Consider the following 13,420-nt stretch of genomic DNA (forward strand, 5'->3'; position numbering starts at 1 on the left):
CTGCTCTGGCCCGTATTGCGCGTTAGCCGATGGCATCGTTCGTGCCATACATTCGATTCCGACAGGCCGTAATGTCGGGATCGAATTGAATGAGTGCATCCCGACGCATTTGCTTGACTCTGTGCATTGCGGTTTGCAGCTCGGTTTCGGTGGGGGAATCGGGAACGCCGGAATCGATCGCGATCGATAGACCGGCCACTTGGCCTTGGGCTATGGCGACTTTCGCGCTTTCGACACCGGTTATGTTGCCTGCGACATAGAGTCCCTGAAGCGGAGTTCGCATACTTTCGTCGTGGGCGGGGACATGTCCGCCAAGTTCCGGCGCGTATCGAAAAGGACAGCCTGCAACGGCGGCGAGCTCGGCGAGCGGATACAGTCCTCCGGCGATGCAGACGAAGTCGGCCTCGATCAATCGTTCCGTGCCGGGGATCGGCACGCCTTCGGAGTCGATGTCTGCGATCCGTACGCCTTCAACGCAAGACCCTCCGACGATTTCGACGGCGGATCGACGCAACTGCAGCGGAGTGTTCCACATTCGTATTCCTCTTCGCGGATATAACTTCAGAGCCATTCGCTGCATAAGCGAGTTTCCGAGAAACGAGGCGCCGAACCGAAACAAAGCGTTCGGAGCCAAATGAGCGAAGCGCAGTAGAGAGCGAAGTACATCGCCCGGATCGGATGCGCGGACGTTTAACGGATTTTTAGGCGGGAGAACGATCGCTGCGAGCTCAATGCCGGCTAAACGCAATTCGGAAACGATGGCCATCGAGAGCACGTTCATGCCGACGACGACGCCGCGGTTACCAACGCGGACGCGCTGCACGTTCGTCATAACTTGCGCCGCTCCGATGGACATAACGCCGGGCAGAGTCCAGCCAGGCAACGGACACGCCGATTCCGCGGCTCCCGTCGCTATCAGAACGTGCTTGGCGCTGAACGGTCCTCTATTCGTCCATATTTTCCATCCCGTTTGCCCGATTTGTTCCAGCGCGGTGACGGAAACGCCGGTACGAATGTCGACGCTATTCTCGGAGGCTTGACGAACGAGTTGTTGCGCCTCTTTAATGCCGTTCCACCAAAATCCGTCCGGCTCTTGATGCAATTGTCCAAGCAGTCGTCCTCCCGGCCTCGGGAATTCATCCAAGACGAGCACGCGTAAACCGCAACGGGCGGAGGCGATCGCGGCCGATAATCCGGCGGGTCCTGCCCCGATAACGATCAAGTCTAAACGATCTATCATTCGTAGGCATCCCCTTCCCGTAATTTTGCCGGCTGGAAAGGAGTTGGAAGGACGATGCCGGAACAGACGTCCAAACCGTCGGATGCTAGCGATAGACATGCGCGGAAGCCCGAAACACCTTCTATCGTAATCCTGCATTCCATGCAGTGGCCGATGTTGCAATAGATTCCCCTTGGCGTCCCCTGTTCTTCGTGAGCTCTTAGCGTTCGTATTCCATTAGCCAACAAAGCGGCAGCGATACTTTCGCCTTCCCGAGCTTCGATCGGCCGGCCATCGAACAGGAAGCAAACCCTGCGCGTTTCAGGCAACGGACCGAGTATCGGATGGTTTTCGATTCTACCGTAGCTCACGAGCCCCTCCCCCATTCCCCGAAAGAAATCGGCCGAACCGGGGGTTGAACCTTAAGAGGGAGAGAATATGCTGCTTTTTCCGCATCCATTTGTCCGGTCAATCTGTCGATAAGCGGTCGGCACGTTCGTCCTCCGCAAATCCCCATTCCGGCGCGCGTGCGAAGCTTGGTTTCCCTTGAAGAACAATGATAGCGTTCAATAACTTCGATGATTTGTTCCAACGTGACTTCCTCGCAACGGCAAACGATGAAAGGCGTGTTACCCATGTACGGTAGCCCCCTAGTAAAATCTCGACTGACGATTAAAATGATGCAAAATTCGTGCCACCGCAAGCTTTGGCATGAATTTTGCATACTATCAAACGCTGCGAGCGACTTCGTTTGCAGACGATGAAGGGGGTGGGAGACAAAATGACCTTGCCTTACGGGCATAGAATGAAGCGACTGCGGGGCTGGCTGGAAGCGAACGCGATTGATGCGGCTATCGTAACGATGCCGTCCTCGATCGCTTATTTGACGGGGTTTCGGTCCGATCCAATGGAGAGGTTTTTGGCGCTTTGGATTGCAGATGGCGGTGAAACGACGTTGTTCGTTCCCGAATTGGACGCGCTGAAATCCGAAGGCGCGATTGGGGTCGACCGCCTTGTCCCGATTCCGGACGGCAAGCCTCCTTTGGAGCTCTTAAGGAATTCGTGTAAAACCGAACCCGTATGCATGGGGATCGAAAAAGACGCGGTGTCCTGGAAATTGGCAGAGGAACTATTCGCGTCATGGCAAGAAGCGGAATTCGTGGACATCGGAGACGAAATTCGCGAGATGAGGGGGAGAAAAACACGGGAGGAAGCCGACTTCGCGAAAGAAGCGGCGTCAATCGCAGATGCCGCGTTGGAAGCGGCATTAACGACATTCATAAGAGGAATGAAAGAGCGGGAGCTGGCGGAGGAAATCGACCGTCAAATTCGGCTTAAAGGGGGAGCAGGCAACGCGTTCGCGACTACCGTGTTAGGCGGCATTCGCTCGGCGTATCCCCACGGGGAAACGGGACTACATGCCATTAGCGAGGGTGAATTCCTTCTGGTCGACATGGGAGCGAGTTGCCATGGATACTTGTCCGATATGACGAGGACTTTTATCGTCGGAGAAGGTTCGGCGGAGCAAGAACGCATGTATGAAACCGTCAAGGAAGCGAATCGCAGGGCGATCGCCGCGGTACGTCCGGAAGAGCCGCTCTCGTCTGTCGACAAGGCTGCCCGTTCTTGGATAGATCAACAAGGGTATGGCTCCTATTTTCCTCACCGCGTCGGTCACGGGCTGGGAGTGGACATTCACGAGCCTCCGTCCATCCACGGCTGGAACAACCGTCCAATCGTCCAGGGAATGCTTTTTACGATCGAACCGGGCATTTACGTGCCTGGAATCGGCGGCGTGCGAATCGAAGACGACTTATACGTAAACGATCAAGGCATTACGGAACAATTGACGGGCTTTCCGAAGGAGTTGCGAAGGCTTTAGTCCGATGAGCTCCGGCCAAGTAGCAAGCTAAGTTTATTGTAGAGCGTCATGCGCGAGATGCCGAGCCTGTGGGCGGCCGCTTGTTTGTTGTCGCCCGTTTCCGCTAGCGCCGCTTCGATATACTTGCGTTCGCAATCGGCCAGCCACTCGGGCAACGTACCGTCGATCGGCAGCGGCGAGCATTCGACGAGACTTTCCGTCGGCTTCGTATCCGCCCCGGTCGCGCGCAAAACGGCGGCAGGCAAATGCTCCGCGCGCGGTTTTCCATCCTCGGCGAAAACGCTCAACCGCTCCATCGCGTTTCGAAGCTCTCGGACGTTTCCCGGCCATGAATAATCCGTTAGCGCGGTTATCAGTTGCGCTGGCATGGGCTCGACAATGCCGAATCGGCGCAAAAAGGTTTCCGCCAGCAGCGGAATATCGTCCGCGCGACGGCGGAGGGGCGGGATGTCCAAGGAGATGACGTCGAGCCTGTAATACAAGTCTTCCCGGAACTTTCCGGCTTCCGCGAGCCGAGCCAAGTCTTTGTTCGTAGCGGCGATAAATCGGCAATCGACGGACAATGATCGGGTTCCGCCGACGGGATAATATTCGCGGTCTTCGAGAATGCGAAGCAGCTTGGCCTGTAACGCGAGAGGCATATCTCCGATCTCGTCGAGAAAGAGCGTTCCGCCCCTGGCAAGCTCGATTTTACCTGGTTTGCCGCGCGGATCGGCTCCGGAAAAGGCGCCCTTCTCGTAACCGAACAATTCGCTCTCGGCAAGGCTCTCCATGATCGCGGCGCAATTGACCGCGACGAAAGGGGAATTCGCTCCTTCTCGCAGCGAATGGATGGCCGACGCGAACAGTTCCTTTCCGACTCCGGACTCCCCCGTCAGCAGAACGGTCGAGGAGGTTCGCGCAAGTCGCCGTGACACATCGATCGTGGCTTGCAGCACTGGGCTTACTCCTATAATGGAGCTAAACGAATGACTCATGTCGATTTCCTCCATGTGCAATGTGTAAACTAATTATTACACTGTAAAATCGACGTGTAAATAATATTTTAATCCTCGAGGTGAAACGGATGACGTTAAAGAAAAACACGGACGTGCTGATTATCGGGGGAGGCATCATTGGCATGTCCGTTGCTTATTTCGCGATCAAGGAGGGATTGTCCGTTGCGGTACTCGAGCGGGGCGAAGCGGCGCAAGGAACTTCTTCGAGATGCGACGGCAACATTCTCGTCATCGACAAGGATCCCGGTTTCGACAGTCTTATGTCGGTCGAAAGCCAGCGCATTATTGCGTCTCTTGCGAAATCGTTGCCCCAGCGATTCGAATATCGGGCTCCCGGGAGCATCTTCGTCTGCGAGACGGAAGAGGAGATGGAGGCGGCGCGCGACTGGGTCTCGAGGCAAGCCGCGCTCGGATTGCCGTTCCGGATGCTAGATCGCTCCGATATACGCCAGGAGTCCCGTTATTTTGCCGACGATTTGCCGGGCGGTCTCGAGTGCGCCTCGGACTCTACGGTCAATCCATACTCTCTGACCTATGCGCTGGCAGAAGAAGCGGAACGCCTCGGCGCGCGCGTCCATCTGCACACAACCGTTCAAAGCATCGCCCCCGTGGAAGGAGGGTATTCGGTCGAAACGGACAAAGGAAGCTGGCTAACGTCTAAAATCGTCAATGCCGCGGGATGCTGGGCTCCAATGATAGGGAGAATGGTGGGGCTCGAGATCCCGGTTTTTCCACGCAAAGGACATTTGATCGTTGCCTCCCGCGGACAGCCCGTCGGTATTCGTAAAGTGATGGAATTCGGTTATTTAATGTCCAAATTCGGAGGCTCGCGCAAAGTTGATCCGATGACCGAGAAATACGGAGTAGCGCTCGTATTCGAGCCTACCGAAAGCCAAAACTTCTTGATCGGCTCCAGCAGGGAGTTCGTCGGATTCGACACGTCGGTTCGACCGGAAGTGATCAGCTGCATGGCCAGGCGAGCGATTCGATTTTACCCCGCGATGGCGGATTTTCAACTGATCCGTACATACGCGGGCTTGCGTCCGTGGACGCCGGATCATTTGCCGATCGTCTCGGAGGTCGATGGTCTTCCCGGATTTTTCATCGCCGCGGGCCATGAAGGAGACGGAATCAGTTTAGCTGCCGTTACCGGCAAGCTGATGGGGGAGTTGTTAACGGGTGCGGCGACGACTTGCATTCCGGCAGCGCCGCTTCGATTCGATCGCTTCAATGACAAAAAGGAGGATATCGGTTATGAAAGCCACTCGGGCGTACCGTACCATTGACACGCATACTGGAGGTAATCCTACGCGAACAGTAATCAGCGGTTTGCCGCAGTTGGAAGGCGCGACGATGGCCGACAAAATGCTCGATATGAAAAATCTCCACGACGGCGTCCGCCGGTTGCTCATGAACGAACCGAGAGGACATGAAGTCATGTCCGGAGCTTGTCTTGTCGCTCCGTGCCATCCGGATGCCGACGTCGGCGTTATCTTTATCGAAACCGGCGGTTATTTGCCCATGTGCGGACACGATACGATCGGATTTTGCACGGCGTTGGTCGAATGCGGGCTCGTTCCCGTCCGGGAGCCGATTACGGTTATCCGACTGGACACTCCCGCAGGACTTGTGACGGCGGAGGTTGCGGTTATAAATGGAACTGCGATTTCTGTCACGTTTCGCAACGTCCCGGCGTTTCTTCATAGCATGGTCAACGTATACGTTCCGCAGCTTGGAGAGGTGCAGTGCGATATCGCATACGGAGGCAATTTTTACGCGATCGTCGATGCCAGAAGACTCGGGTTGCCGCTCGAGCCATCCAATGCCGCGGAAATCGTAGATAAAGCCGTGAGAATCCGCAAGGAGATCAATCGCGTCGTCGTCGTGGAACACCCCGAATTTCCTCATATCCGCGGCGTGACGCACGTCGAATTTTATTCGGATCCGGTACATCAGGATTCCGATTTGCGCAACGCGGTCGTCGTGCCTCCGGGCGGTATCGACCGTTCGCCGTGCGGCACGGGGACGTCCGCGAAGCTAGCTGCTTTATACGCGCAAGGAGCAATCGGGCTGAACAAGCCGTTCGTGCACGAGAGCATCGTCGGTTCCGTTTTCAGAGGACGGGTGCTTGAACAGACGAAGGTAGGAAGCTTACCTGCCGTCGTTACCGAAATTACGGGCTCGGCGTGGCTTATGGGCATGCACACGTTTTATTCCGACGAGGAAGATCCGCTGAACGAAGGCTTTCTATTCGTACCTCAGGACGAACATTAGACGAGGGGGAGAAGGAAGGATGAATTTTACGAAAATGGTCCGTTCGCTCGATATTCACGTCGCCGGTTGGCCTTTGCGGATCATTACCGACTTCGCGAGCTTGGGCGTCACGGAAACGATAACGGCAAGAGCGGAACGGTTATGGCACGCGGAAAACTCGCCCGTTCGATGGATCCAACGGGAACCGAGAGGCCATGCCGCGCTTCGCGTCGGGGTCGTGACCGCCTCCTCGCGCGCAGATGCCGGTCTCATCGTTTATGATGCGGAAGGGCCGTGCCGGACGGACGAATGGGACGCGCTTTGCGCTTCGGAAGCTTTGAGCGAGATGGGGGTATTCCGACGGACGGACGAAATCGGGTGGGAAACGGCTGAGGGAACGATAAAAGTAAGCGCCGAATCGGAAGAATTTCACTGCCGAACGATAAGGGGAGTCGATCATTTCAATCGACAGTACAATGTCCTTGACTCTTCCGTCACGGATGTTCCCCTTCGGGCGGCAAACGCGGCAAAGCTCGAACAATCGATGCGTAATGCTGACGGATCTTCGCGGAAAGTGCTGCTTGCCGTGGATCAGAAGGAGGAGAACAGCTTTATTCTCGCAGTCGCCGCACGGGACGGAAAGCTTCTAAGGGCGCCTGAAGGCGGAGCAGTGGTCGCGGCCCTTGCCGCCATTCACGGACGCAATCCGATACTCGGCGTGCCGCTACGTTTTCACGGGTTATCGGGAGGCTGGGTAGAAGGCATCGTTCTCGGAGTAGAAGAAATAAACGGAGCGCGAAAACTCGAATGGGAACTTCGCGCCCGCGCAAGACTGATCGGTTCTTGCGAATTCGTCTATGATCCGTCCGATCCGCTAGGGGAAGGGTTCCTGCTGCGTTGAGCTTTTAATTAATATTCATATGCTTGCGATAATAAGCGTTGCGGTAACCCGTGGGCGTTAAATGCTCGTATTTGCGAAACAGGCGAATAAAGTATTTCTCGTCGGGAATGCCCACTTCAAGAGCGATTTGCTTGACGGTGCGGTTGGAACCGGAAAGCAGCGATTTCGCTTTGGACAGCTTTTGTACGAGGATGTATTCTTGCAAATTCATTCCCATCGTTTTCTTAAACAATCTGGAAAGGTAATCGCGGTTATAGCCGTATTGATCGGCGATCGAAGAAACGGTTAGAGGCTCGGCGGCATGAACGCGGATCCATTCTACGATATCGGCGACGAGCGGGTCGGGCATGAGGGTAGATCGTTCCTCGTCTCCCGATTCGGCTTGCTCCGCCAATTCCAAAAACAGCGAAGTAGCCAGATAGTGCAGGGCGTACCGATGACGGAGCTTGGAGTTGGCGAGATGCTGGAGTTGATTAAACAAGATTTCGATTCTGTCGAGATTGCCGCATCGAAAGAAGACGGGCAAATAGACGGAATCGTTCTTAGCCGAGAGATATTCGTTAGTATGCGATAAACGTTTAACTTTTTCCCAATCGTCTTCCCCGCAAATTCGAGGAATACCGGGGCATAGAAAATGAAGCCAATAAAACATAAGCCCGCCGCTGCTAGGTTGATAGCCGAAATGCGTTTCGCCCGGGAGCAAGAGCAGAACGGAACCCGGCTCCACCGCATACCGCTCTTCTTGTTGCTGGATGTGAAGCGTTCCCTTCGCACCGATGATGATCTCAAAGCTGTCGATTTCGCGGCGTGCGTGCGTCCAGGGTTGCAGGGCATTAAACTGTCCGGCGGACAAAAATTCGAACGGCTGCCGAATTTCCGTTTTCAGATAGCGCAGACCAATGTCCCCTCTCCGCATAACTCTACTAAAATTAAACACTATCAAGCCTTCAGATAGCAAATAAAATATGACGAGCGGCGGGATAATGGAGAGCTGATCTCTTTTTTGCATTAAATATGTAATAATTAGTATATACTTGTACTTAATTAGGGGATGATACGATATTGAATAAATATAACCACAGCGGTAGATTAATAAGCGGGGTGAATGAATGAGAAGAGATAGGAATAAGGAATATAATCGAAACTTGTTGATTGAATCGGCATTACAGCTTTTTTGCCAACGTGATTACCAAAACGTATCGGTGGATTTGATCGCCCAAAACGCAGGCGTTACAAAAACAACCTTTTTTTCTCATTTTAAATCAAAAGAGGAGATTTTGTACGAGGTAGATATAAACCAGCTAACCGTGCTCAATGAGCGGTTAAACGATTACCCGTTGGACGGGGATTTCCTCTCCAAGCTTGTGAAAGCTATCGTGGCTATGGCCGTAAACCTCCATAGAACGCCCATTCTTACGCAAAATATCATTCATCTCGGAACAATAAGCACGAAGTATCGCACGATGCTTTCCGAAGTGTTTAGAAACTTGAAAGAAACATTGATTAAATATTTCGAGCTTGCCCAGAGTCATGATCTAATAAGCAAACGCGTAACCGCAGAAAGAATCGCGGAGGACTTCGTCATTATTTACATTGGAATTATGAGCAGATGGAGTTTTTTTGAAAGTTCAAGCTCGCTGGAGATGACGATGGAAGAAGTTTATCAAAATTATATAAAGGGAATTATATCCAAATAAACAAAGAGAAGCATCTAATTTCAATGCGGATGCATTTCTCCGATCTAAATTGTCTGAAAATTCATAATTACTTGACTGACGGTAAACTATGAGTATATATTATGAAACGGCAATATAATTTTTCAAAATTATAGAATGAGGTGTACGTGGTGAAGTGGCCGATCGTGAAATTCAAGAGCGTAAGAGCAAAAACCTTACTCGTAATGCTGCCGTTGATTATTCTCATTTTCGTTTCCGTCGTATCAATGGCCTATGTGTATTCTCGCAACATTATCGTGGTGAAAACTCAAGCCGGAATAGAGGAGCAACTAGGTAAACTCGAATATAAGATCCAAGACAGATTAACGGCATCGAGTAAAATTCCCGAGATTTTCGCCAAGATGGTTGAACGCAATTATCGCGAGTTCTCCTTGGAGCAGTACCATGATTTTACCTATAATATTTTGTTGACGAATAAAGATACGTTCGGCGTGGGGATTTTCTTAGAGCCGCACGCATATGATTCGCGCCAGAAATATTTCTCGACCTATGCCTACTGGAAAGATAACGAGATCGCCATGTCCGAGGAATATAACGACCCTAAATTTGATTATCCGAATCAAGACTTCTATATGTCCGTAGCCCACAAAAAGGGAGTGCTATTCTCCGATCCCTATCTTGACGATGTCCGCGGAGTAGATATGGTTACGGCGACCGTTCCCATGTATAACGAGCAAGACCAATTCATCGGGGTAACGACCGGGGACATCATTTTAACGAAAATGAAAGAGATCGTTACGGACACCAAAATCGGGAAAACCGGCTGGGCTTTCCTAATAGACCGAAACGGGACTTATCTTGCGGGGCCGGATGCCGATAAGATCATGAAAGTAAAGCTTCAAGAAGACCCTGATACTAATCTTGCGAATTTGGGGAAAATCCTGCTGGAGAAAAAGGCCGGAATGGCAAGTTATAAGGGAAATGAAGGAGTCGTGGACATTCACTTCGAGGAGATGCCGGGAACGAATTGGATTCTGGCCATGGCTCTTCCGGAAAAAGAATTGGTCGGCCCCATTAATGCATTGCTACTAAAACTCGCCATTATAAGCTTGATTGGCATCGTGTTGATCGTAAGCGTAATTTACTTGATCACTCGCAACATCACGAATCAAATCAGTAAAGTAAATCAGATGTCGTCTTTTTTGGCCAAGGGAGATTTAACCTATTCCATCCCTGTTACAACCGAGGACGAGTTCGGGCAGATGATGGCAAATCTAAACCGTACCGCATTGCTGCTTCGAGGTATGATCTCCAAAGTGTCGAAACATGCCCTTTCCGTCACCCATACGTCGCAACAGTTGGCGGCTAGCGCAGAGCAGTCTAGCATCGCTGCGGATTCCATCTCGTCGGGGATCGAAGATGTAGCCGCCGGGGCGGAAACCCAAATGGTAGGTTCCAAAGAAACAGCTCGTTCGATGGAAGAGCTTTCGACCGGTATACAAAGGGTCGCGGAATCTTGTTCGGTCGTTTGGGAAGTTTCTCAACAAACCTCGAATAAGGCCGTCAACGGCAATGAGATTATACAGCAGGCCGTACTGGATATGAATGTCGCGAATCAATCCGTAAACGATACGGCGCAACTCGTAGAGAAATTAAGCGGACGCGCGACGAAAATAGGGCGAATCATTTCGGTTATCCAGGAAATCAGCTCGCAAACGAATCTATTATCCTTAAATGCCGGAATCGAAGCGGCCAGGGCGGGAGAACATGGACGTGGATTCTCGGTCGTCGCCCAAGAAATTCGCAAGCTTGCGGAACAAAGCAGATCATCCGCGGAAGAGATCAGAAATTTAATCGAGGAAATTCAATCCGTCACATCGGAAGCCGTACAATCCATTCAAGTCGGGTCGGAGAACGTTAGCAAGGGGACAACGCTAGTGAATCAGGCGGGAGATTCTTTTAATTCGATCTTGAACGACATTCGTTCGATGGTTACGCAGATCCAGGAAATCTCTTCCTCCTCCGAACAGATGTCGGCCGGCTCAGAGGAAGTCACGGCTACGGTCGAAGAGCTGTCCAAAATCGGGGCGGAAGCCGCGGGGAACTCTCAGACTATGGCGGCATCTTGCCAAGAGCAACAAGCGACTATGACCGAAATTTCCGTCTCCGCCCAACGTCTAACCAAAATGATGCAAGAGCTGCAGGAGCTTACGGCCGAGTTTAAAGTCTCTTAATTATGATCAATCGAGTAATAATATGAGATAGGAGTAATCTCCTCGATGGTTCTCTGGAATATCACAACTTTAGTGGCCTTTGGATTCATTAATTTCTTTTCTTACTCGATTTATTATTTTATGAATGCAAGCCTGAAGATCAAGTTTCGGGAAGACGGCCATCTGTTCGCGTGGTTAGCAAGCCTTTGGGTTGGGGGTTTGCCGCTGTTAGGCTATTCCATTTTGATCTATTTAACCGTGTATATTTATTCGCATGAGAAAAAGCAGCAGCCGCTTTATTTCAAAAACTTCCTTGTTTTTGCTCTTCAAGTCTCGGTAATGATTCCTGTTTTTATTACGACAAAAAAGCTCGTTTTAGTTAGTCCTTTTATAGGATTATACGTAAGCATAATGCTTGCTCTATTCGCTACTCAGTTGGTTACGATCGTTTCTTATCATTTGTTATATAGCGTCTCTTGGAAGGGGAAGCGCTGGCGACAAAAAGCTTTTGAATTCGTTTGGATGGATGCGTTCTCCATCAGTACTTTTCTGTTCGTGAACCGATTGCTGCCTCAATTGGAGAACGGTTTTTACTGGAGGTTATCTTCCCAAGCCTTTCTGCTGATCTTCGTTATTCTACGATTCGGAATGCGATCGATCGGCATATCGCAAAGGGATAAAATCGTGGAAACGATGAATGAATCGCAAGAGCTTAACGGTAAATTGTCCGTGGCGAATAACCAGGTGTTAACCGCGTTTGCGCTATCATTGGAAAAGCGGGACGCTTATACCGCCGGCCATAGCGAACGCGTTGCCATGTACGCGAATAAAATCGCGATAGAGCTTGGCGTGGACCCCAAAATTCAACGATCGATCTACCTGGGAGGCTTACTCCATGACATCGGCAAAATCGGTATTCCGGACGTCGTATTAAATAAGTTAGGCGCATTGACCGAAGAAGAATATTCGATCATGAAGCGGCACCCCGTAATCGGAGAAGAACTGCTCAGAGGAATATATCACAACTACCCGTTGATCAAGGAAGACGAAAAACAGGTGATCATCGAGATCGTTTTATATCATCATGAACGCCCTGATGGGAAAGGTTACCCTAGAGGGCTATATGATGATCAGATCCCGATTTGGTCTAAAATCGTCGGAGTGGCCGATGCTTATGACGCCATGACGACTAACCGTTCTTATCGGCCTGCGATGACGACGGAACGGGCGGCAAGCATCTTGATAAACGGATCCGGAACGCAGTTCTGGAGACGCGCAGTCGAGGCATTAGTCAAAATAGAAGGAATAGAGAAAAAGTCAATGCTCGTTTAGCTACAACAAACCGACGGTCGGTCTGTTGTAGCTAAAGAGTTCTAGTGTTCGACGCAACCCGTACTAACGTTAATCTTATGGAGGCATACATGCTCAATGAATTCGAAGTCATTACAAAAGTCGGAGAAAATGTTCTTAAGGGATATCTAGGGCTGAACGCACAACCGCTTCGTCAACAGGAACAGCAAGAATCTTATATAGGCAAGGACATCGGAGTCATCATCCAACTCGTGGGTCAAATGGACGGGCAAGTCATCTGCACGATGAATTTAGATACGGTCAAAAGCCTAATCGGCCGAATGATGGGAGGTTTAGAAATCGGCCAATTAGACGACATGTGTTGGAGCGCATTGCAGGAGTTCGGAAATTGGATCGTGAGCGGCATTGCAATCGAACTATCGGAATTAGGAATCGATGTGAATATTACGCATCCCATCATTCAAGAAGGGTTCACGATCATTCATTCCCGAAGCAAATTTATGGCCGTGCCGATTTCGACGGAAATCGGCACGGTCGAGATTTACATTTCCCTTGAAAAAAACAATCAGGTCGCAGTATGAACTAAGTTTATTTAGGAGAGAGAACGATGGCTAAAATTATGGTCGTTGACGATGCTGCATTTATGAGAATGGTACTCAAAAATATTTTAACCGAAGGCGGGCATGAAATCATAGCCGAGGCGATCAATGGCGAAGATGCGGTCCATCATTATTTGAAATGCACGCCTGACCTTGTAACCATGGATATTACAATGCCGGAAATGGATGGTATCGCGGCGTTAAAGGAACTAATAAAAATAAACCCGCTTGTAAAAGTCGTTATGTGTTCGGCGATGGGGCAACAAGGCATGGTGCTCGAGGCGATTTATTCAGGGGCTAAAGATTTTGTCGTCAAACCCTTTCAGAAGGAAAGAGTACTGGAATCAGTGATGAAGGCTCTAGCTTAA

14 protein-coding genes are annotated in these 13,420 nt (G+C 51.0%); 9 read left to right on the forward strand and 5 right to left on the reverse strand.

What is annotated here, in order from left to right; all coding sequences use genetic code 11:
- Window positions 1–22: 22 nt before the first annotated feature.
- Genes D7Z26_RS12000 through D7Z26_RS12010 form a run of 3 tightly spaced genes read right to left on the reverse strand, consistent with a single transcriptional unit; the run spans window position 23 to window position 1,856 of the window.
- Entirely contained in the window at window positions 23–1,240 is a 1,218-nt protein-coding gene (locus tag D7Z26_RS12000; protein ID WP_120977184.1) for an NAD(P)/FAD-dependent oxidoreductase, read from the reverse strand.
- Complete coding sequence (locus D7Z26_RS12005) at window positions 1,237–1,590, reverse strand: (2Fe-2S)-binding protein (RefSeq protein ID WP_233566825.1); 354 nt, start codon at window positions 1,588–1,590, stop codon at window positions 1,237–1,239. Before D7Z26_RS12005 ends, D7Z26_RS12000 begins: the two co-directional genes overlap by 4 nt.
- The gene (locus D7Z26_RS12010; protein ID WP_120977188.1) at window positions 1,587–1,856 is read right to left on the reverse strand and encodes a (2Fe-2S)-binding protein; all 270 of its coding nucleotides are present in this window, start codon (window positions 1,854–1,856) and stop codon (window positions 1,587–1,589) included. The genes D7Z26_RS12005 and D7Z26_RS12010 overlap by 4 nt, the downstream gene beginning before the upstream one ends.
- 144 nt (window positions 1,857–2,000) lie before the next feature.
- Here D7Z26_RS12010 and D7Z26_RS12015 point away from each other — a divergent pair, with 144 nt between their 5' ends.
- Complete coding sequence (locus D7Z26_RS12015) at window positions 2,001–3,101, forward strand: M24 family metallopeptidase (protein ID WP_158602280.1); 1,101 nt, start codon at window positions 2,001–2,003, stop codon at window positions 3,099–3,101.
- On the opposite strand, the gene D7Z26_RS12020 is transcribed toward D7Z26_RS12015, so the two are convergent.
- A complete protein-coding gene (locus D7Z26_RS12020; protein WP_158602281.1) occupies window positions 3,098–4,078 on the reverse strand; it encodes a sigma-54 interaction domain-containing protein in 981 nt (326 codons plus the stop codon). The two genes, D7Z26_RS12015 and D7Z26_RS12020, sit on opposite strands and share 4 nt — an antisense overlap.
- A gap of 89 nt (window positions 4,079–4,167) precedes the next feature.
- On the opposite strand from D7Z26_RS12020, the gene D7Z26_RS12025 reads away from it, so the two are divergent.
- Genes D7Z26_RS12025 through D7Z26_RS12035 form a run of 3 tightly spaced genes read left to right on the forward strand, consistent with a single transcriptional unit; the run spans window position 4,168 to window position 7,253 of the window.
- Complete coding sequence (locus D7Z26_RS12025; protein ID WP_120977194.1) at window positions 4,168–5,385, forward strand: NAD(P)/FAD-dependent oxidoreductase; 1,218 nt, start codon at window positions 4,168–4,170, stop codon at window positions 5,383–5,385.
- Window positions 5,354–6,373 carry a proline racemase family protein gene (locus D7Z26_RS12030; RefSeq protein WP_120977195.1) on the forward strand — a complete coding sequence of 340 codons (1,020 nt, stop codon included), beginning with the start codon at window positions 5,354–5,356 and terminating at the stop codon, window positions 6,371–6,373. Before D7Z26_RS12025 ends, D7Z26_RS12030 begins: the two co-directional genes overlap by 32 nt.
- Before the next feature lie 19 nt (window positions 6,374–6,392).
- Window positions 6,393–7,253: a proline racemase family protein gene (locus D7Z26_RS12035; RefSeq protein WP_120977197.1), complete on the forward strand. Its 861-nt coding sequence runs from the start codon at window positions 6,393–6,395 to the stop codon at window positions 7,251–7,253.
- 4 nt (window positions 7,254–7,257) lie between these two features.
- On the opposite strand, the gene D7Z26_RS12040 is transcribed toward D7Z26_RS12035, so the two are convergent.
- Window positions 7,258–8,190 carry an AraC family transcriptional regulator gene (locus D7Z26_RS12040; protein ID WP_158602282.1) on the reverse strand — a complete coding sequence of 311 codons (933 nt, stop codon included), beginning with the start codon at window positions 8,188–8,190 and terminating at the stop codon, window positions 7,258–7,260.
- 172 nt (window positions 8,191–8,362) lie between these two features.
- Here D7Z26_RS12040 and D7Z26_RS12045 point away from each other — a divergent pair, with 172 nt between their 5' ends.
- The 5 genes from D7Z26_RS12045 to D7Z26_RS12065 all read left to right on the forward strand — a co-directional run bounded on the left by D7Z26_RS12045 (window position 8,363) and on the right by D7Z26_RS12065 (window position 13,420).
- On the forward strand, window positions 8,363–8,950 hold the full coding sequence (locus tag D7Z26_RS12045) for a TetR/AcrR family transcriptional regulator (protein WP_120977201.1): 588 nt from the start codon (window positions 8,363–8,365) through the stop codon (window positions 8,948–8,950).
- A gap of 149 nt (window positions 8,951–9,099) precedes the next feature.
- Entirely contained in the window at window positions 9,100–11,163 is a 2,064-nt protein-coding gene (locus D7Z26_RS12050; protein ID WP_120977202.1) for a methyl-accepting chemotaxis protein, read from the forward strand.
- 45 nt (window positions 11,164–11,208) lie between these two features.
- On the forward strand, window positions 11,209–12,474 hold the full coding sequence (locus D7Z26_RS12055) for an HD-GYP domain-containing protein (protein ID WP_120977204.1): 1,266 nt from the start codon (window positions 11,209–11,211) through the stop codon (window positions 12,472–12,474).
- Between the two features lie 89 nt (window positions 12,475–12,563).
- On the forward strand, window positions 12,564–13,034 hold the full coding sequence (locus D7Z26_RS12060) for a chemotaxis protein CheX (RefSeq protein WP_158602283.1): 471 nt from the start codon (window positions 12,564–12,566) through the stop codon (window positions 13,032–13,034).
- A gap of 26 nt (window positions 13,035–13,060) precedes the next feature.
- On the forward strand, window positions 13,061–13,420 hold the full coding sequence (locus D7Z26_RS12065; protein WP_120977208.1) for a response regulator: 360 nt from the start codon (window positions 13,061–13,063) through the stop codon (window positions 13,418–13,420).

It is taken from the genome of Cohnella endophytica (assembly GCF_003628305.1).
In the GTDB taxonomy this organism is placed as follows: Bacteria; Bacillota; Bacilli; order Paenibacillales; family Paenibacillaceae; genus Cohnella; species Cohnella endophytica.